The organism is Kribbella soli, from assembly GCF_004331345.1.
GTDB classification, from domain to species: domain Bacteria; phylum Actinomycetota; class Actinomycetes; order Propionibacteriales; family Kribbellaceae; genus Kribbella; species Kribbella soli.
In genome coordinates, this window is the sequence record NZ_SJJZ01000004.1 from 565,534 (window position 1) to 583,604 (window position 18,071).

General features: G+C 68.1%; 15 protein-coding genes. 9 read left to right on the top strand and 6 right to left on the bottom strand.

Annotated features, from left to right (window positions below):
- Positions 1–585, bottom strand: coding sequence for a TetR/AcrR family transcriptional regulator (locus E0H45_RS33520; RefSeq protein ID WP_131344905.1), 585 nt, complete (start codon positions 583–585; stop codon positions 1–3).
- A 132-nt stretch (positions 586–717) separates the two neighbouring features.
- On the opposite strand from E0H45_RS33520, the gene E0H45_RS33525 reads away from it, so the two are divergent.
- The 3 genes from E0H45_RS33525 (at position 718) to E0H45_RS33535 (ending at position 4,455) form a co-directional block, all read left to right on the top strand.
- Positions 718–1,614, top strand: coding sequence for an alpha/beta fold hydrolase (locus E0H45_RS33525; protein WP_238155479.1), 897 nt, complete (start codon positions 718–720; stop codon positions 1,612–1,614).
- 171 nt (positions 1,615–1,785) lie between these two features.
- The gene (snpA, locus tag E0H45_RS33530) at positions 1,786–2,469 is read left to right on the top strand and encodes a snapalysin (RefSeq protein WP_131344909.1); all 684 of its coding nucleotides are present in this window, start codon (positions 1,786–1,788) and stop codon (positions 2,467–2,469) included.
- Between the two features lie 207 nt (positions 2,470–2,676).
- Positions 2,677–4,455 carry a sialidase family protein gene (locus E0H45_RS33535; RefSeq protein ID WP_131344911.1) on the top strand — a complete coding sequence of 593 codons (1,779 nt, stop codon included), beginning with the start codon at positions 2,677–2,679 and terminating at the stop codon, positions 4,453–4,455.
- Here the strand turns inward: E0H45_RS33535 and E0H45_RS33540 are convergent.
- The gene (locus E0H45_RS33540; RefSeq protein ID WP_131344913.1) at positions 4,439–5,467 is read right to left on the bottom strand and encodes a LacI family DNA-binding transcriptional regulator; all 1,029 of its coding nucleotides are present in this window, start codon (positions 5,465–5,467) and stop codon (positions 4,439–4,441) included. The genes E0H45_RS33535 and E0H45_RS33540 overlap by 17 nt on opposite strands.
- Before the next feature lie 223 nt (positions 5,468–5,690).
- On the opposite strand from E0H45_RS33540, the gene E0H45_RS33545 reads away from it, so the two are divergent.
- Positions 5,691–6,770, top strand: coding sequence for an ABC transporter ATP-binding protein (locus tag E0H45_RS33545; protein ID WP_131344915.1), 1,080 nt, complete (start codon positions 5,691–5,693; stop codon positions 6,768–6,770).
- A 59-nt stretch (positions 6,771–6,829) separates the two neighbouring features.
- Here the strand turns inward: E0H45_RS33545 and E0H45_RS33550 are convergent, their stop codons facing one another.
- The gene (locus E0H45_RS33550) at positions 6,830–7,780 is read right to left on the bottom strand and encodes a glycosyltransferase family 2 protein (protein ID WP_131344917.1); all 951 of its coding nucleotides are present in this window, start codon (positions 7,778–7,780) and stop codon (positions 6,830–6,832) included.
- 105 nt (positions 7,781–7,885) lie between these two features.
- On the opposite strand from E0H45_RS33550, the gene E0H45_RS33555 reads away from it, so the two are divergent.
- Complete coding sequence (locus tag E0H45_RS33555) at positions 7,886–10,441, top strand: YfhO family protein (RefSeq protein WP_165546682.1); 2,556 nt, start codon at positions 7,886–7,888, stop codon at positions 10,439–10,441.
- Here E0H45_RS33555 and E0H45_RS33560 read toward each other — a convergent pair.
- Positions 10,400–11,389, bottom strand: coding sequence for an ABC transporter permease subunit (locus tag E0H45_RS33560; RefSeq protein ID WP_131344920.1), 990 nt, complete (start codon positions 11,387–11,389; stop codon positions 10,400–10,402). The genes E0H45_RS33555 and E0H45_RS33560 overlap by 42 nt on opposite strands.
- A complete protein-coding gene (locus E0H45_RS33565) occupies positions 11,389–12,309 on the bottom strand; it encodes an ABC transporter ATP-binding protein (RefSeq protein ID WP_131344922.1) in 921 nt (306 codons plus the stop codon). The genes E0H45_RS33560 and E0H45_RS33565 overlap by 1 nt, the downstream gene beginning before the upstream one ends.
- A gap of 342 nt (positions 12,310–12,651) precedes the next feature.
- Here E0H45_RS33565 and E0H45_RS33570 point away from each other — a divergent pair, with 342 nt between their 5' ends.
- Genes E0H45_RS33570 through E0H45_RS33585 form a run of 4 tightly spaced genes read left to right on the top strand, consistent with a single transcriptional unit; the run spans position 12,652 to position 16,462 of the window.
- Positions 12,652–12,954 (top strand): metal-sensitive transcriptional regulator, encoded by a 303-nt coding sequence (locus E0H45_RS33570; RefSeq protein WP_131344924.1) that lies wholly within the window; start codon positions 12,652–12,654, stop codon positions 12,952–12,954.
- Positions 12,955–13,000: 46 nt separating this feature from the next.
- On the top strand, positions 13,001–13,222 hold the full coding sequence (locus tag E0H45_RS33575) for a heavy-metal-associated domain-containing protein (RefSeq protein ID WP_131344926.1): 222 nt from the start codon (positions 13,001–13,003) through the stop codon (positions 13,220–13,222).
- Positions 13,219–14,217 (top strand): hypothetical protein, encoded by a 999-nt coding sequence (locus E0H45_RS33580; protein ID WP_131344928.1) that lies wholly within the window; start codon positions 13,219–13,221, stop codon positions 14,215–14,217. The genes E0H45_RS33575 and E0H45_RS33580 overlap by 4 nt, the downstream gene beginning before the upstream one ends.
- Before the next feature lie 16 nt (positions 14,218–14,233).
- Complete coding sequence (locus tag E0H45_RS33585; protein WP_131344930.1) at positions 14,234–16,462, top strand: heavy metal translocating P-type ATPase; 2,229 nt, start codon at positions 14,234–14,236, stop codon at positions 16,460–16,462.
- A gap of 63 nt (positions 16,463–16,525) precedes the next feature.
- On the opposite strand, the gene E0H45_RS33590 is transcribed toward E0H45_RS33585, so the two are convergent.
- Positions 16,526–18,067, bottom strand: a complete 1,542-nt coding sequence (locus E0H45_RS33590) for a glycoside hydrolase family 13 protein (RefSeq protein WP_131344932.1) — start codon at positions 18,065–18,067, stop codon at positions 16,526–16,528.
- Positions 18,068–18,071 lie beyond the last annotated feature (4 nt).

The following is an 18,071-nucleotide window of genomic DNA, read 5'->3' on the forward strand; positions in this document are numbered from 1 at the left end:
TTAGGACAGCAGGCCGCGCTCTACCACCGTGACAAGCAGGTCGGCGGCCGCGGCGGCGTCATACTCCGGATCGGCAAGCGACTCGCCCACGATCGCGTCGATGCCGCCACCGATCAGCAACGCGGCCGACCGCAGATCCACCTCAGCCGTCAGCCCTCGCGCGCCCCGGGCCGCGGACACCAGCCCCGCGACCACCGACCAGCGCGCCTTCGAGTCGGCCAACGGCGCACCTGAGGTGATCGCCTCGATCAGTATCCGCACATGCCGCGGCCGCTCCCGGAAGTGTCCGACCATCGACCGGATGTACGCCGCCGGACCGCCCGCCGGCCCCGCAGCATCGACGGCCGCGCCGACCGTCGCCACCATCGCGGACAGGACGTGCTCATAGGCAGCCTCGACCAGGGCCTGCTTCGACGGGAAGTGATACAGCACTCCCGCCTTCGTGATTCCGGCACTCTCCGCGATCCGCCCGAGCGACGTCGCGGCGTACCCACGCTCGGCGACCAGCTCGATCGTGACGTCGACCAACTGCGCCCGGCGAGCCTCCTCGGTGAACGTCAGGTTCCGGCCGCGCGCTGAAGGCATGCCCCCAACCTACCGTATGGTTAGATCACCTACCAACCGGTTAGGAGAACCTCATGCCCAAGAATCCACGCCGCCCGGCGCCTGCTGATCGCACTCGGCGTCGCCGGAGGGCTCGTCGCCGCCACGGCGTTCGTGCTGCGGACGCCGTCTCCGGTCGGCCACTGGAACAGCGCGGCCGGCTACGAGGACTACCGCTCCAAGTACGACGCCGCGATGCGCGACCTCCCCGCCCCGACCGCGGTCCGCGACATCCGCACGGACTACGGCGTCGTCCGCGTGTACCAGTTCTCCGGCGCCAAGAGCGGCCTGGACCCGCTCGTACTGCTGCCCGGTACGTCGTCCGGAACGCCGGTCTGGGCCGACAACCTGAAGTCCTTGCTCGCGATCACCGACGTCTACGCGATCGACCTGCTCGGCGAGTCCGGGATGAGCATCCAGAGCAAACCGATCACTTCCGACGAGGACAAAGCGGCCTGGCTGGACCAGACCCTGGCGGCCCTGCCGGAGCAGCGGTTCAACCTGCTCGGGCTCTCGATCGGCGGCTGGAGCGCGATGAATCTCGCCGTACGCCGGCCGGACCGGATCGCCACGGTCACCACCTTGGACGCGCCCTTGGTGTACGACGGCCTGCCACTGGAGACCGTGATTCGTTCACTCCCGGCCACGGTCAAGTGGCTACCGCGGTCGTGGCGGGACAGCTTCAACTCGTACACCGCCGGCGGCGCGCCCGTGGAGCACGTCCCGGTCGCCGACATGATCGAGGCCGGCATGAAGAACTACACGATGAAGCAGCCACAGCCGCAGCGCATCACCGAGCCGCAGCTGGCCGCGCTGCCGATGCCGGTGCTCGCGATCATCGCCGGGCGCTCGGTGATGCACGACCCGCCGAAGGCCCGCAGCACGGCGGAACGCGCGCTCCGGACGAAGACCGTCGTGCTGTATCCGGACGCGTCGCACGCGGTCAACGGCGAGTACCCGGACCGGATCGCGAGTGATCTCCGGACGTTCCTCACGGCGCGCGACCGCTGAACCCATAACCCGACCGTTATGTCCGGCATAGAACGGGTGATCGGATTCGCGGGTTAACCCGAGGGTTTTGCGGGAAGCGATGCGGAAAATCGGGAGTCTTGGGAGCATCCGAAGGTGGCGATCGGTAATCCGCCCGTCGCTATCCGCCACCGATTCGGAGTGAGGCCCTCCATGTCGCATCGCCGTATCCTCTCCAGCCTCGCGGGGCTCGCAGCCGCCGCGCTGGCCGTACCCGCGCTGGCAGCGTCCCCCTCGACTGCCGCGCCCGCCGTCGACTCGCACGTCTCCACCGCCACCACCCGCGCGGCGTACGTCGGCTCGCCGCAGGACGAAGCCGCCACGAAGGCGTTCTACGACGCCGTGATGAAGTCCGCCCAGGCCAAGATGGCGCAACAGACCAAGGCCGGCCGGAAGGTCACCGCGGTCACCGTGACGTACGCCGTCGACGCGCCGACGTTCGCGTCCCAGATCTCGTCCAGCACGCAGATCTGGAACTCGTCGGTCAGCAACGTGAAGCTCGTCGAGGGCAGCAACTACGACTTCTACTACACCGAGGGCAACGACTCGCGTGGTTCGTACGCGTCGACCGACGGGCACGGAGGCGGCTACATCTTCATCGACTACGCCCAGTCGGAGCAGTACGACAAGACCCGGATCGTCGCCCACGAGACCGGCCACGTCCTCGGCCTGCCCGACCACTACTCCGGCCCCTGCTCCGAACTGATGTCCGGCGGCGGCCCCGGCCCGTCCTGCACGAACGCGTACCCGGACTCGACCGAGCGCTCCAAGGTCAACCAGCTTTGGGCGAACGGGAAGACGTCGCTTCCGCTGGCTGCCTTCCACACGTCCAAGTAGGACCGCCGCGCAGGCAGAACCCGCCTTTCGGCGCACGAACCACCCCGAATCGGGGGTTCTGCCTGCGTGCAGGTACACGATCCTCCGGCCCGGAGCCGCCCGGCAGGGGACGGTCCCGGGCCGGAGCCTTTCGCGGAGGACATAGGACGTACTACGACACGCCGTCGGGGAGCGCTTGGGGTGTCGGGGTCGCGAAGACTTGCGGTCATGAGATTCCGCCGAGTACTGCTTGCGCTCTTGGTGGTGGTTACGGCCTGCTTGACGTCTCCGGCGTACGGGGCAGGTCTGGAAGGGAAGGCGATCCTGTCGCCGGGGACCGCGGGGTACACGTGTTTCCGGATTCCCGCTCTGGTGCGCGGGAACGACGGGACGCTGGTGCTGTTCGCGGAGGGCCGGAAACCGAGCTGCGGGGATGTCGGCACGCACGACGTGGTGATGGTGCGGTCGACGGACGGCGGCGTGACCTGGAGCGCGCCGCAGGTCGTGCATGCCGGCGTGGACGCGACCGCACACAACCCGGCTCCGGTCGTCGACACCAGGACGGGCCGCATCGCGTTGCTGACGACGCGCGAGTACAACACGGTCTGGGCGCAGTACAGCGACGACAACTGGGCGACCTGGTCCGAGCCGCGCGAGATCACCAGCAGCGTGAAGCTCCCCGAGTGGAGCAGCTACGCGACCGGTCCCTCGCACGGCATCCAACTGCAACGCGGACCGCATGCGGGCCGCTTGGTCGTCGGCACGCACTACTCCACGACTGACGGCGACCACAAAGGCGGCGCCCTGGTCTACAGCGACGACAGCGGTACGACGTGGCAGCTCGGAGCGCACGACAACTCCGCGGATCCGGCGCTCCGCGTACAGGAACTGTCCGTCTTCGAGCGCCCCGACGGTTCCCTCTTCGCCTTCGCGCGCGACGAGGGCGGCACCAACCCGTCGACCGTCGCGTCAGCCGTTTCGAGCGACGCCGGCCAGACGTTCTCCACCGGATTCCACGCCGACGCGGCCGAGCAGAGTCTCGCCGTACCGACAGTCCAGGCCTCCACCCTCGAGCTCCGAGCGACGGACCGCGGCGATCGCTACAACCGCGTCCTGCTCGCCTCCCCGACCCGCCTCGGCACGACCCGCGAGAACCTGACGATCCGTTCTACGTTCAAGGGCGGCACCGAATGGGTCGATCCCGGTGGCGGCACGGTCATCTACAGCGGCATGTCGGCGTACACGGACATGACCCGGATCAACGACAGCACCGTCGCGCTCGTCTACGAACGGGCCGCCAACTGGTCGCACGGCTACATCTGGTTCACGAGGTTCACCGAATCCGATCTCGGCCTGCCCGACGGCGACACGACCGGCGTACCGACCACACCCGATGCCTCCGGCAACAATCTGCACGGTTACCTGCGCGGCCCGGTTTCGGTCGCCGGAAAGTTCGGTACGGCGGTCTCGCTCGACGGCACCGACGACTACGTGCAGCTCCCGTTCGCTGAACAGCTCGCGGTGAGCAGCGGCGACTTCACCTGGACCGGATGGTTCAAGTACGGCGCCAGCACCGCCGACCAACCGCTCCTCTGGGCCTACAACCAAGGCGATGTCTACTCACAACTCTGGCTCCGCGCCGAACCGTCCAAGAACCGCCTCCGCGCCCTCGCGCAGAGCGGCGAAACCGCGATCACCCTCGCAACCACCAAGTCCTACAACGACCAGGCCTGGCACAACTTCGCACTGAGCCGCCAGGGCAGCACCTTCACCCTGTACGTCGACAGCGTGGCAGCCGCGACCACCACGGGCAGCATCGGATCGGTCAGCCCGAAACGGCCGTTCCAGATCCATCTCGGTCAGCGCCTCGACGGCCTGCAGAACCTCAAGGGCGCACTCGACGACTTCCGCCTCTACACCCGTGCACTCACACCGGCGGAGGTCTCCGCGATCTACACGACCAACTCGACCTCGGCCCTCGGTCTGCGGCTCAGATACCCATTCTGACCGGGCCTGTCGAACCGCGAACGACGAGTTCCGGGCGGAACAGGAACTCGGTGTGCGGTGTGGCGTGGCCGCGGACCTCCTCCAGCAGCGACTGGACCGCGGCCAGCCCCATCGCGTGCACGGGCTGGCGGATCGTCGTCATCGGCGGGTCGGTGAACTCCATCATCGGCGCATCGTCGTACCCGACCACCGAGAACTCACCGGGAACCGAGAGACCCCGCTGCCGTGCGGCGCGGATGACGCCGAGCGCCATCATGTCCGAGCCGCAGACGACCGCGGTGACCTCGGCGTCCAGCAACTGCCGACCGGCCGCCTCACCGCCCTCCACACCGAACATGCTCAAGGCAACCAGCGGGTTCAGGTCCTCGTCGGACAGGCCGAGCTGAGCCTTCATCGAGGTCCGGTACCCGGCCAGCTTCCGCTGCACGACGATGAACCGCTCGGGCCCGGACGCGAAACCGATCCGGCGGTGCCCGAGGGCCACCAGATGCGTGACCGCCTGCTCCATCGCGGCGTACTCGTCCGATGACACGAACGGCGCCTCGACCGACGGCAGCCAGCCGTTCACGAACACCACCGGCAGCCGGCGCTCGACGAGCGCCTGGTAGCGCTCGTGGTCCGCACCGGTGTCCGCATGCAGGCCGGAGACGAAGATGATCCCGGAGACGCCGCGCTCGAGCAGCATCTCGACGTACTCCTCCTCGGTCGCGCCGGACGGCGACTGGGTGCACAGCACCGGGGTGAACCCGCGCTGCGACAACGCCGACTCGATCACCTGGGCGAACGCCGGGAAGATCGGGTTGATCAGCTCCGGCATCACCAGCCCGATCAGCCCTGCGGACCGGCGCCGCAACCGCGACGGCCGCTCGAACCCGAGTACGTCGAGGGCGGTCAGGACCGACTGCTTCGTGTCTTCGGCGACCCCCGGCTTCCCGTTCAGCACCCGCGAGACCGTCGCCTCACTGACCCCCGCCTTGGCCGCGATGTCCGCCAGCCGTGCTCTGCTGCTCACGCCCGGCACTGTACCGAGGCGCCCCTGACTTTTCAGCAAGATCCTGCAAGAACTTGCAGACTGCACACAGGTGTCCACTCCGTGAACAGAACGGACACGTCACACGCCGTACACCTTGTCAGGACGAGCGGCGCCGGGCGAGGATAGGCGGACTCCCCCGCTCGGGGGGAACCTTTACTCGGATCGTCCGGCACGTTCCTGCCGGTGAAGGGAAAGATCAGTCATGGCTACTGTGTCGTTCAAGGCGGCAACCCGGATCTACCCCGGTGGTGACACCCCCGCCGTCGACAAGCTCAACCTCGAGATCGAGGACGGCGAGTTCATGGTGCTCGTCGGCCCGTCGGGTTGCGGCAAGTCCACCTCGCTCCGGATGCTCGCCGGCCTCGAAGAGGTCAACGAGGGTTCGATCTACATCGGCGACCGCGACGTCACGCACCGTCCGCCGAAAGAGCGGGACATCGCGATGGTGTTCCAGAACTACGCGCTGTACCCGCACATGTCGGTCGCGGACAACATGGGCTTCGCGCTGAAGATGCAGGGTGTCTCCAAGGAGGACCGGGCGAAGCGGGTCGGCGAGGCCGCCAAGCTGCTCGGCCTGGAGGAGTACCTCGACCGCAAGCCGAAGGCACTGTCCGGTGGTCAGCGCCAGCGCGTCGCGATGGGCCGCGCGATCGTCCGTAACCCGCAGGTCTTCCTGATGGACGAGCCGCTGTCGAACCTCGACGCCAAGCTGCGCGTCCAGACCCGCACCCAGATCGCCGAGCTGCAGCAGCGCCTCGGCGTCACCACCGTCTACGTGACCCACGACCAGGTCGAGGCCATGACGATGGGCGACCGGGTCGCGGTGCTCAAGGACGGTCTGCTCCAGCAGGTCGACACCCCGCTGAACCTGTATGACAACCCGAAGAACAAGTTCGTCGCGGGCTTCATCGGCTCGCCGGCGATGAACCTGCTCACCGCGGACATCTCCGACGGTGGCGCCAAGGTCGGCGACTACACCATCCCGATCGCGCGCGACGTGCTGGCCAAGGCCGGTAGCGACAAGACCCTGACCGTGGGCGTTCGCCCGGAGGCCTTCAAGGTCGCCGACGAGGGCCTGCCGGTGAAGGTCGCCGTGGTCGAGGAGCTCGGCGCGGACGCGTACCTGTACGGCACGTCGGAGCACAACGGCGAGCACCAGCAGATCGTGGCCCGGATCGACGCCCGGATGACGGTCGAGAAGGGTTCGACCATCCGCCTGGCGGCCGTCCCGGAGAAGCTGCACCTGTTCTCCACCTCGACCGACGAGCGGATCACCGCCTGATCGGCAAGCAGTAGCTGTTACCGGCCCCGGGTGGTTCCTCCACCTGGGGCCGGTCCCGTTTAGTGACTCCGCTCCACCCGGTCCGCGGGGTCCATGTTGGTCTGCTTCAGCAAGTAGTGCGGGCGCTTCTTGGTCTCGTAGTAGATCCGGCCGATGTACTCGCCGATCACGCCGAGCATCACCATCTGCAGTCCGCCGAGCCCGGTGATCGCGGCGATCAGCGTGACGTACCCGGGCATCTCGACACCGTGCAGGATCGCGGCAACGATCACCCAGATCGCATACCCGGCGGCCACCGCGGTCAGCAGCAGGCCGACGTAGATCGCCATCCGCAGCGGCTTGTTGTTGAACGACAGCAGCCCGTCCAGGCCGTACTCCAGCAAGCGCCGGAACGTCCACCGGCTCTTCCGGTCCGCAGGCTGCTTCACGTTGTCGTACTCGAACAGGAGCGACTCGAACCCGATCCAGGCGAACAGCCCCTTCGAGAACCGGTTGTACTCGTTCAGCTCGAGCAGCCCGTCGACCGCGCGCCGGGACAGCAACCGGAAGTCGCCGACCCCGTCCATCATCTCGACGTCGGCCCACTTGTTGATCAGCCAGTAGTACGCCCGCGCGAACAGCGTCCGGCTCGCCGGGTCCCCGGTCCGGTTGCGGCGCGCGATCACCTGGTCGAAGCCGCGCTCGTACTCCTTCAGCATCCGGCCGATCAGCTCCGGCGGGTGCTGCAGGTCCGCGTCCATGATCACCACGGCGTCGCCGGTCGCGTACCGCAGGCCGGCCAGCATCGCGGCCTCCTTGCCGAAGTTCCGGCTGAACGACAGGTACCGGACCGATTCGTCGGTCGATGCCAACTCGACCAGGGCCTCGAGCGTCCCATCAGAGGAGCCGTCGTCGACGTACACGATCTCGTACGGCCGCCCGGTCTCCTCGAGCTCGCGACTGAGCGCCTGATGGAACCGCGAGATCACCTCGACCTCGTTGTAACACGGCACCACCAGACTCAACCGCATCGCTGTCCCCATCCGCCCCGTACGTCGACCATGATGCGATTCTTGTCCAGACCGGAACTACCCGCTAGCTTTGGCGACCGGGTGAGCGGAACGAAGGGGCGGCCAATGGTTTCCGAGGACAGTGCTGAGGGCGGCGCTGACGAAGGGGCTGTTCGACGGCGCTCGGCACTCTTGCCGGCCGCCGTCGCCGCTGTCGTGGTGGCGGCTGTGTTCGCCGCCTCCGGAATCATCCGCGGTACCTTTCCCTTCGGTTCGCTGTCCCGCAGTACCAACGATCTTGGCACCCAGTACATCCCCTTCTTCGCCCACCTCTGGGACGTCCTGCACGGCCAGGGCCAGGGCGACCTGCTGTTCAACTGGCAGAGCGCCTTCGGCGTCGGCTTCCTCGCGGACGTCGGGGTCGATGTCGGCAGCCCATTGTCCCTGCTGGTGGGTCTGTTCCCCCGCGACCAGATCGACCTCGCCGTCTACGTCGTCACCACGCTCAAGCTGAGCCTGGCCGCGGCCGCGATGGCCGCCGTACTTCTCAAGATGCGTCCAGGACCCCGCTGGGTTGCAGCGATTCTGGGAGTCTCGTACGGCGTCTGCGGCTGGGCGCTCGACGACGGATCCTACGTGCCGATGTGGCTGGACGGCCTGATCGCCCTGCCGATGTTCTTCCTGGTCGCCGAGTGGTCACTGCGCCGGACCAACCGGGTGCTGAGTGTGCTGGTGGTCGCCGTCTTCTGGCTGTCCAACTTCTACACCGCCTACATGGCAACGATCGGGGGTGGCATCTACCTGCTCGCCCGGCTGCTCAGCAGCGACCTGAGCTGGTCGCTGCGCCTCCGGTCGGTCGTCCGGCACGGCGTCTCGTTCGTGCTCGGCATGGCCTTGGTCGCGCCCATCCTGCTACCGATCGTCACCACCAACCGCGCCGCAACGCCGTCCCCGTCCGGGATCTTCCACGCTTCGGCGATGGACCTGTTCCTCTCCCGGCTGCTGCCGCTGTCGGAGGGCGTCGGCCGGACTGCCAGCCTGTACGTCGGAACGATCGCCCTGCTGCTCGCGCTGACGATGCCGTTCAACAAGTTCGTCCCCTGGCGGACGAAAGCGATCTGGGCGATCACGACCGTCCTGGTGGCGCTGTCGTTCCGGTGGGCGCCGACGCAGCAGTTCTGGCACGCGTTCGATACCCCCAACGGCAGCCAGTACCGCGAGGCGTTCGTGCTCTGCGGCATCCTCGTCGCGGTCGCGTGGGTCTCGGTCGCCCACAAGCTGCCCGGTCCGATCGCCCTGCTGGGCGGTGCGGCCCTGCTGGCGTTGATCGCCGTACTGTCCGACGGCAGTCCGCTGCTGACCGAGCACTGGATGGAGGTGCTGATCGCGTCCGGGGCGGTGACGCTGATTGCGTTCGGCACCATTTGGACGTTACGCCGGTTCCCGAGGACGCGCCGGGTGAAGTGGCCGGTCGTCGCCGCGTTCGCCGCACTGCTGGTGGTCGTGGCGGTGGAGACCACCTGGACCGCGGTGATCACCGACGAGCAGCGCTCGAAGGTGCTCAGCGCGTCGAATGCGGCGTGGGACGACAAGCAGACCGCGCGGTACGACGCGTTGCGGGAAGCCGACGGCTGGCCGACGTACCGGACCGAGCCGGGAACGTCCGTCACGCCGAACGACCCGATTCTGCTCGGCGGGCAGGGCGCCGGCCTGTACAGCAGCCTGTTGCCGCACTCAGTGAACGAGATGATGACGGGACTCGGCTTCGGCTGGTCCGGGTACGGTCGCGCGGCGCGCACGCTCGACAACCCGGTGACCGACACGATCTTCTCGGTCGGCGCCCGGATGCGGCTCGTCGACGGCAATCCGAAGATCACCCGAGCGACGGTCCCGCCGCTGGTCACGGTACGGCGCCGGCTCGATGCAGCGGTCCCGGTCGACACCAACGCCCCGAACGCGTACGCGGCCCAGGAGCGCCTGCTCGGGACCAAGGTGTACGAAGTCCCGGAGTACAAGGGCACCCGGTTCGCGACCGGCGACGTCAAGCTGGTCGCGGCCTGTAAGCCGGGCAGCACGGCGTACCTGTTCATGCCGCGGGTCGGCGGCCGCGCCCGGCTGACCGACGGCGAGTGGCACGAACTGAGCTCGACGCGCCGGCCCGGGATCAACACCAGCAGCGCGATGATCGGTCTCGGTACCGTGCCGGCGACCGGGATCGTGGTGGTCGAGGTCAACTTCGGCGAGGCCCCGCAGGGCATCCCGCCGCGGAACGCCCTCGGCTGCCTCGACCAGCAGGCCTTGCGCAGCGCGGTCAAGAAGCTGCGGGCGACCGGGGCGACGGACGTGGAGACGACCGGTCACTCCCTCCACGCGACGTTGCCCGCGGGCAGCAAGGGCTGGGCGGTGGTCGGCGTACCGAAGATCGACGGCTGGACCTGCAAGGTCGCCGGCGGCAAGCCGCAGACCCCGCGGAGCTTCGGCGGCCTGATCGCCGTCCCGCTCACGGGTACGGCGGACCGGGTGGACTGCACGTTCGTACCGCCGGGGCTGCGCCGCGGCTTGGCGGTCGGTGCGGCCGCCGCCGCAGCCACGCTCGGGATCGCACTGATCGGCGCGGTACGGCGGCGGCGCAGCAGGAAGCTAGTTGACGTCTCGGCGGTGGAAGACCCAGCCGCCGAGTAGGACCACGACCACGGTGAAGATCGCCAGGTACCAGGCACCGTGCTCGAACGAAAGCGTTTTCTGCACGTAGTCGCAGGCGTAGCTGCCGTCGCTGCCGGTCTTGCATTCCGTCACGTAGTACTGCGCGTCGTGCCGGACGAAGGCGTCGAAGTTGAGTTTGATCAACCATGGCTGTGCCTTCTCCAGGAACGCGGCGAACACGCCCTCGGCAAGAACCAGGTACGCCATCACGACACCGATCGCGGCAGCGGTGTGCCGGAGCAGCAGGCCCACGACGCTGCCGAGTGCCGCGGCCAGTGCGGACGTCACCACCGCGCGACCGCCGATCGCGGACAGGTCGCTCCAGACCTTCCCCGTCGTACTCGCAGTGTCACCTAGCTTGTCGACGATGAGGAACGTGCCGAACAATATGACGGCCAGGACCACCGCGGCGATCGGCACGAAACCGGTCGCGGCCGCGAGTAGTTTGCTGCCGTAGACCCGGAGCCGGCGCGGCTCGAACGTCAACCAGTTGCCGATGGCACCGGAACTGAACTCGGCGCCGAGGAAACTGGCCCCGATCAGGAACGCCGCGAACGCCAGGAAGTACGACGAACCCTGCAACAGGTCCGGCATGATCTGGGCGAACACGGTCGGCGGCTTGCCGAAGTCCTCGGGCTTGGGCTCGGAGTAGACACACATCTCCTCGAGCTTCGGCTTCGGGTCGGGCTGCGTCTTCCAGTCCGCCTCGCACTGCGTGCGCATCTCTTCCGCGTGGTCCACCCAGTCCTTGTGGGCCATCTCGTACTGCTGCTGGGCCTGCTGCTGCTCGACGGCGGACAACGGCCTCGCGTCGAAGTAGGTGGCGACCAGGAGCAGGATCGTGATCAGGAACAGGCCGACGAGTCCGACCGCCGTCAAACGGCGCGAGACCAGCCGGCGGAGCTCGACCTTGGTCAGGCGGATCATCACAACCCCTCGCCCTCGGTGAGCTCGAGGAAGACCGACTCGAGGTCGGCACGGACCGGGGTCAGCTCGGACACGTACAGCTCCTGATGGGCGAGGCGCCGCGTCACGTCGGCGGGATCCGGTGCGCCTTCGACGAGCAGATAGTTGCCGTCGGCACGAACAGTCATACCGGCCGCGGTCAGGACGCGGGTCGCGGCCTCGTGGTTGTTGACAGCAACCTTTACCGTCGGCGCCGTACCGCCGCCGATCACTTCCGCGACCGTGCCGGACGCGAGCAGGCGGCCGTGGCCGATGATCGACACGGTGTCGGCGACCTGCTCGACCTCGGCCAGGATGTGGCTGCTGACCAGGACCGTCTTGCCCTGCTCGCCGAGTCCGCGCATGGTCTCGCGGATCTCCCGGATACCGGCCGGGTCGAGGCCGTTGGTCGGCTCGTCGAAGATCAGCAGGTCGGGTTCCTTGAGCAGCGTGGCCGCGATCGCCAGCCGCTGCTTCATGCCCAACGAGTAGGACCGGAACCGGTCTTTCCCCCGCTCGCCGAGCGAGGTCTGCTCCAGCACCTCACCGACCCGGGCACGCGGCGCACCGATCGCCTCCGCGAGCAGCTCCAGGTTCTTCTGCCCGGTGAACGCCGGGAAGAACTTCGGCGACTCGACGATCGCGCCGATCCGCCCGACCACCTCCGGCAACTGCGCCGGCACCGGCCGGCCGAACACCGTCATCGTCCCCGCGTCGGCGCGGATCAGCCCCAGCAGCATCCGGATCGACGTGGTCTTCCCCGACCCGTTCGGCCCGAGGAACCCGTGCACCCCACCGGCCGGAACCTCCAGATCCAGCCCCTGCACCGCCACCACCTTGCGCCCCCGCCGGGTCCGGTACGTCTTGCGCAACCCCCGCGTACTGATGGCCACGTCGGACATCCACACCCCTCTCATCCATCCCGTCCCTGACCAGACGCACAGCGTGACAGGTTTGTTCACCACCCGCGCACACGCACCACACGCAAAGCACGGCGTGGCGGGTGGGAGTGCACCCCCGGCGGAGCCGGTGCACAGGAAATAACCTGTGCTGCCCCACCAGGCCCCTGTTCAAGACCCGGCGTACGGCGGTTGTGCGTCGTCGGCGGGGGTGCCCTGCGACCGCCTCTGCCAGATACCCCCAACCGGTATTGCGGGAGGACTTGCGTTCTATACCCATAGGGGGTAACTTCTGAGGCGTGGAGATACCCCGTGGGGGTAGCTGAGGCGAGAAGAGGGCGCGAGATGACCACCGATGAGGGACACGTGCACGGGTACACCGCCGAGAAGAGCAGCCATCTGAAGCGGCTGCGGCGGATCGAGGGGCAGGTTCGTGGTCTGCAGCGGATGGTCGAGGAGGACAAGTACTGCATCGACATCCTGACGCAGGTGTCGGCGGCCACGAAGGCGTTGCAGTCGTTCTCGCTGGAGCTGCTCGACGAGCATCTCTCGCACTGCGTGGTCGAGGCCGCGCAGAAGGGCGGCCCCGAGGCCGAAGAGAAGGTCCGCGAGGCGTCCGACGCGATCGCCCGCCTAGTCCGCAGCTGAACCACATCTCAGAACAATCACCCCGTTTCGAGCAAGGAGCATCGATATGAGCACCACCACGACCTACTCCGTCGCCGGTATGACCTGTGGCCACTGCACTTCGGCCGTCACCGAGGAGCTCAGCAAGCTCGTCGGTGTCCAGGACGTGAAGATCGACCTCGTCGCGGGCGGCACCTCCGCGGTGCACGTGACGAGTGAGTCCGCTCTCGACGAGGCCGCCGTACGCGACGCCGTCGACGAGGCTGGCTACGAACTGGCGGCGTCGTGAGCCGGGCCGTCGCGCTCCGGCTCGGCGCGTTCGCCGGTGCGGTGGCGCTCGCCTTCGGGGCGGCGTACGGCATCGGCTCCGCGATCGACCCGATCGCGGCGGCCGACGACACCTCCGCGGCACCGGCCCACGGAGAGGAGATGGGTGGCATGGAGCAGCCTGCAGGCACCTCGGAACACGGTGGACACGAGTCGGCCGGGCAACTGCCCGGACTGGCGGTGTCCGACGCGGGCTACACGTTCGCGCCGGCGAAGACATTCTTCACCAGCGGTCCGAAGACCGAGTTGCGCTTCACGATCCAAGGACCGGACGGCAAACCGGTCACGAAGTACACGAAGACCCACGAGAAGGACCTGCACCTGATCGTGGTCCGTCGGGACCTGTCCGGGTTCCACCACGTGCACCCCACGCTGGCGGCGGACGGGACGTGGAGCATCCCGTTCACGTTCACCGCCGGTGGGACCTGGCGGCTGTACGCCGACTTCCAGCCGGCCGGCCACGACAGCACGATCACCCTCGGCACGGACGTGAACGTCACCGGGCTGTACGTCCCGGTCCCGGTCGCCGAACCGGCGAGCGTCTACAGCTTCGACGGGTACGACGTGACGCTGCAGGGCACCCCGGTCGCCGGCAAGGAGTCCGAGCTGACGTTCGCGGTGAACCGTAACGGCAAGCCCCTCACCGACCTGCAGCCGTACCTGGGCGCCTTCGGACACCTGGTCTCGCTGCGCGGCGGCGACCTGGCCTACCTGCACAACCACCCGTCGCAGCACGCCGAGCCGGGCATGAAGGGCGGACCGTCGATCACCTTCGGTACGACGTTCCCCACCGCCGGCACGTACAGCCTGTTCCTGGACTTCCAGCACGCGGGCAAGGTCCACACCGCCGAGTTCACCGTGAAGGTGGGTTCCACCGGGACCGCCATCGTCCCGCCGACCGTCGTACCGACCGCTACCAAGACCCCGGGGCACGCCGAAACGCCCCACGGCCACTGAGAGGAGGCACATCATCATGACCAGCACCGATCCCGGTCAGTCCGTCGAACTCATCATCGGTGGTATGACGTGCGCCTCGTGCGCCGCCCGGGTGGAGAAGAAGCTGAACCGGATGGACGGTGTCACCGCGACCGTCAACTACGCCACTGAGAAGGCGAAGGTGACGTACGTGGACGGCATCTCCACCGACGACCTGGTGGCCACGGTCGAGAAGACCGGGTACACCGCGAGCCTGCCGACGCCGGCCGTCGAGGCCTCATCAGATGAACCCGACGAGCTGAAGCCCCTGCGGGAGCGGCTGATCGCGAGCATCACGCTCGCGGTCCCGGTGATCGCGTTCGGGATGATCCCGGCGCTGCAGTTCGAGTCGTGGCAGTGGGCGTCGCTGACGCTGGCGTTCCCGGTGGTGACGTGGGCGGCGTGGCCGTTCCACAAGGCCGCCTGGACCAACCTGCGGCACGGCGCCGCCACGATGGACACGCTGATCTCGCTGGGCGTGGTGAGCGCGTTCCTGTGGTCGCTGTACGCGCTGTTCCTCGGCTCGGCCGGCGAGCCCGGGATGAAGATGCCGTTCACGTTGATCCCGTCCCGCGGCAGTGGCGCGGAGGAGATCTACCTCGAGGTCGCGGCCGGCGTCACCACGTTCATCCTGGCCGGCCGGTACTTCGAGGCGCGGGCAAAGCGCCGCTCGGGGGCCGCGTTGCGGGCCCTGCTCGAACTCGGCGCGAAGGACGTCGCCGTCCTGCGGAACGGGACCGAGACCCGGATCCCGGCCGACCAGCTCGTCGTGGGTGACGAGTTCGTCGTCCGGCCGGGCGAGAAGATCGCCACCGACGGCGTGGTCGTCACCGGCAGCAGCGCGGTCGACGCGTCGATGCTGACCGGCGAGTCCGTGCCGGTCGAGGTCGGCGAGGGCGACGCGGTCGTTGGCGCGACCGTCAATGCCGGTGGCCGGCTGGTGGTGCGGGCGACGCGAGTCGGCTCGGACACGCAGCTGGCGCAGATGGCGCGGCTGGTCGAGGACGCCCAGAACGGGAAGGCCGCCGTACAGCGGCTGGCCGACAAGGTGTCCGGGATCTTCGTGCCGATCGTGATCGGGCTGGCGCTAGCGACGCTAGGTTTCTGGTTGGGTAACGGTTCGCCGCTGGAGGTCGCGTTCACGGCCGCGGTCGCCGTACTGATCATCGCCTGCCCGTGTGCGTTGGGTCTGGCCACACCGACCGCGTTGATGGTCGGGACGGGTCGGGGCGCGCAGCTAGGCATCCTGATCAAGGGGCCTGAGGTGCTCGAGTCCACGCGGCGGGTCGACACCGTCGTACTGGACAAGACGGGCACTGTCACCACGGGCCGGATGGAGTTGGTCGACGTACTGCTCGCTCCGGATCAGGATCGGGCCGAGGTACTGCGGTTGGCCGGGGCGCTCGAGCACTCGAGCGAGCACCCGATCGCGCAGGCCGTGGCACGGGCCGCCCTGGAGGCGGGGAAGCTGCCCGAGGTCGAGGACTTCGGGAACGTCGAAGGCCTTGGTGTGCAGGGGATCGTCGACGGGCACGCCGTACTCGTCGGGCGGACGCGGTTGCTGGAGGAGTGGAGCCAGTACCTGCCGGAGGAGCTCGCGCATGCGAAGGAGCACGCCGAGGCCGAGGGCAGTACGGCGGTTGCGGTCGGCTGGGACGGGCAGGCACGGGCTGTGCTGGTCGTCGCAGACACCGTGAAGCCCACCTCGGTGGAGGCGATCGCTCAGCTGAAGTCTTTGGGCCTGCGTCCGGTACTGCTGACTGGTGACAACGAAGCGGTGGCGACGAAGGTGGCCGGTGAGGTCGGTATCGACGAGGTGATCGCCGAGGTCCTGCCGGCCGGCAAGGTCGACGCGGTGAAGAAGCTGCAGGACGAGGGCCGCGTGGTCGCGATGGTCGGTGACGGCGTGAACGACGCGGCCGCTCTCGCCCAGGCTGACCTCGGGCTGAGTATGGGTACGGGCACCGATGTCGCGATCGAGGCGAGTGACCTGACGCTGGTGCGCGGCGATCTGCGCGCGGCTGCGGACGCCATCCGGCTCTCCCGCAGTACGCTCCGCACCATCAAGGGCAACCTGTTCTGGGCCTTTGCGTACAACGTGGCCGCTCTCCCGCTGGCCGCTGCCGGGCTGCTGAACCCCATGCTCGCGGGGGCTGCGATGGCCTTCAGCTCGGTGTTTGTGGTGTCGAACAGCCTGCGGCTGCGGAGGTTCCGCCCGCTCAGCTGAAATTTGTCCAGGAAGTGGGGGCCTTGCACAGGTTATTGCCTGTGCGAGGCCCCCGCTTCTTGTTCACCGCACCCAGGCGGTGGTGTCTGGTGGGAGGGCGCCGTTGTCCAGGGGGACGCTGGTTAGCAGGACCTCCTCGTGCGGCGGGAGGGGTACGGGGGTGGGGCTCAGGTTGGTGATGCAGGTTAGGGTCTCGCGGCGGAAGGTGAGGACATCCCGCGGGGAGTCGAGCCAGGTGAGGGTGCCGTCGCCTAGGAGGGTGCGGCGGAGGTGGAGGGCGGTGCGGTAGAGGGTGAGCATCGAGTTCTGGTCGTTGTACTGGGACTCGACGGTGAGGTTCTTCCAGTCGGGCGGTTGTGGGAGCCACGGCGTACCGGTGCCGAAACCGAAGGGTGGCTCCTTGCCGGACCACGGTAGGGGCACGCGGCAACCATCTCGGCCGCGGTCGGCGCCCTTCGAGCGCGTGAAGATCGGGTCCTGCAACAGCTCGTCGGGCAGATCCTCCACTTCGGGCAGCCCGAGTTCCTCGCCCTGGTACACGTACAAACCGCCCGGCAGCGCCATCGCCAACAGCGCCGCGGCCCGCGCACGACGTTCCCCGAGCACGAGATCGGTCCGCATCCCGTGCTTGCGGTCCTGGTGCGAGAAGGAGGTGTCCGCGCGCCCGTACTTCGTCACCGGTCTCGTGACGTCGTGGTTCGACAGCACCCAGGTCGGCGGTGCGCCGATCGGGACATGGGTGGCGAGCGTGAGATCGATCGACGCCTTCAGTTCCGCGGCTTCCCAAGGGCGGGACAGGAAGTCGAAGTTGAACGCGGTCTGCATCTCGTCCGGCCGCAGGTACAGCGCGAACCGTTCCTGGTCCGGCATCCACATCTCACCGACGAAGAACCGGCCGTCATAGGAGTCGGAGATCCGCCGCCAGCCGCGGTACACCTCGTGCACCTCGTCGTGGTCGGTGTACGACTCCTCGACTCTGTCCAGGTCCTTGAACAGTACGGCGGCGCTGTCGATCCGGATGCCGTCGACGCCGCGGTCCAGCCAGAACCGCAGGATGTCCTGGAACTCCTCGACGACCTCGGGATTGCGCCAGTTGAAGTCGGGCTGCTCGGGGGCGAACAGGTGCAGGTACCACTCGCCGTCCTCGACCTGGGACCAAGCGGGTCCGTTGAAGATCGACTGCCACTCGTTGGGCGGTCCATCACCGCGGCCGGGCCGGAACAGGAACCGCTGCCGCTCGGGTGATCCCGGGCCGGCCCGCAACGCCTGGACGAACCAGTCCTGTTGGTCGGACCCATGATTCGGCACGATGTCGATGATCGTCCGGATGTTCAGGGCGTGCGCCTCCGCGATGTACGCCTCCGCCTCGGCGAGGGTGCCGAACGCCGGGTCGATCGCGCGGTAGTCGGCGACGTCGTACCCGCCGTCGGCCATCGGCGACGGGTACCACGGGTTCAGCCAGATCGCGTCGATCCCGAGCTCCGCCAGGTACGGCAGCTTCGCGCGCAGACCGGCCAGGTCACCGATACCGTCACCGTTGCCGTCCGCGAAACTCCGCAGGTACACCTGGTAGATCGCAGCTCCACGCCACCATTCGTCGGCCATCGAA

Coding starts and splice junctions, on each gene's coding strand:
- E0H45_RS33575 (WP_131344926.1), top strand. CDS start 13,001: ATGAGCACCACCACGACCTACTCCGTCGCCGGTATGACCTGTGGCCAC.
- E0H45_RS33585 (WP_131344930.1), top strand. CDS start 14,234: ATGACCAGCACCGATCCCGGTCAGTCCGTCGAACTCATCATCGGTGGT.
- snpA (WP_131344909.1), top strand. CDS start 1,786: ATGTCGCATCGCCGTATCCTCTCCAGCCTCGCGGGGCTCGCAGCCGCC.
- E0H45_RS33535 (WP_131344911.1), top strand. CDS start 2,677: ATGAGATTCCGCCGAGTACTGCTTGCGCTCTTGGTGGTGGTTACGGCC.
- E0H45_RS33545 (WP_131344915.1), top strand. CDS start 5,691: ATGGCTACTGTGTCGTTCAAGGCGGCAACCCGGATCTACCCCGGTGGT.
- E0H45_RS33565 (WP_131344922.1), bottom strand. CDS start 12,309: ATGTCCGACGTGGCCATCAGTACGCGGGGGTTGCGCAAGACGTACCGG.
- E0H45_RS33560 (WP_131344920.1), bottom strand. CDS start 11,389: ATGATCCGCCTGACCAAGGTCGAGCTCCGCCGGCTGGTCTCGCGCCGT.
- E0H45_RS33590 (WP_131344932.1), bottom strand. CDS start 18,067: ATGGCCGACGAATGGTGGCGTGGAGCTGCGATCTACCAGGTGTACCTG.
- E0H45_RS33570 (WP_131344924.1), top strand. CDS start 12,652: ATGACCACCGATGAGGGACACGTGCACGGGTACACCGCCGAGAAGAGC.
- E0H45_RS33555 (WP_165546682.1), top strand. CDS start 7,886: ATGGTTTCCGAGGACAGTGCTGAGGGCGGCGCTGACGAAGGGGCTGTT.
- E0H45_RS33550 (WP_131344917.1), bottom strand. CDS start 7,780: ATGCGGTTGAGTCTGGTGGTGCCGTGTTACAACGAGGTCGAGGTGATC.
- E0H45_RS33520 (WP_131344905.1), bottom strand. CDS start 585: ATGCCTTCAGCGCGCGGCCGGAACCTGACGTTCACCGAGGAGGCTCGC.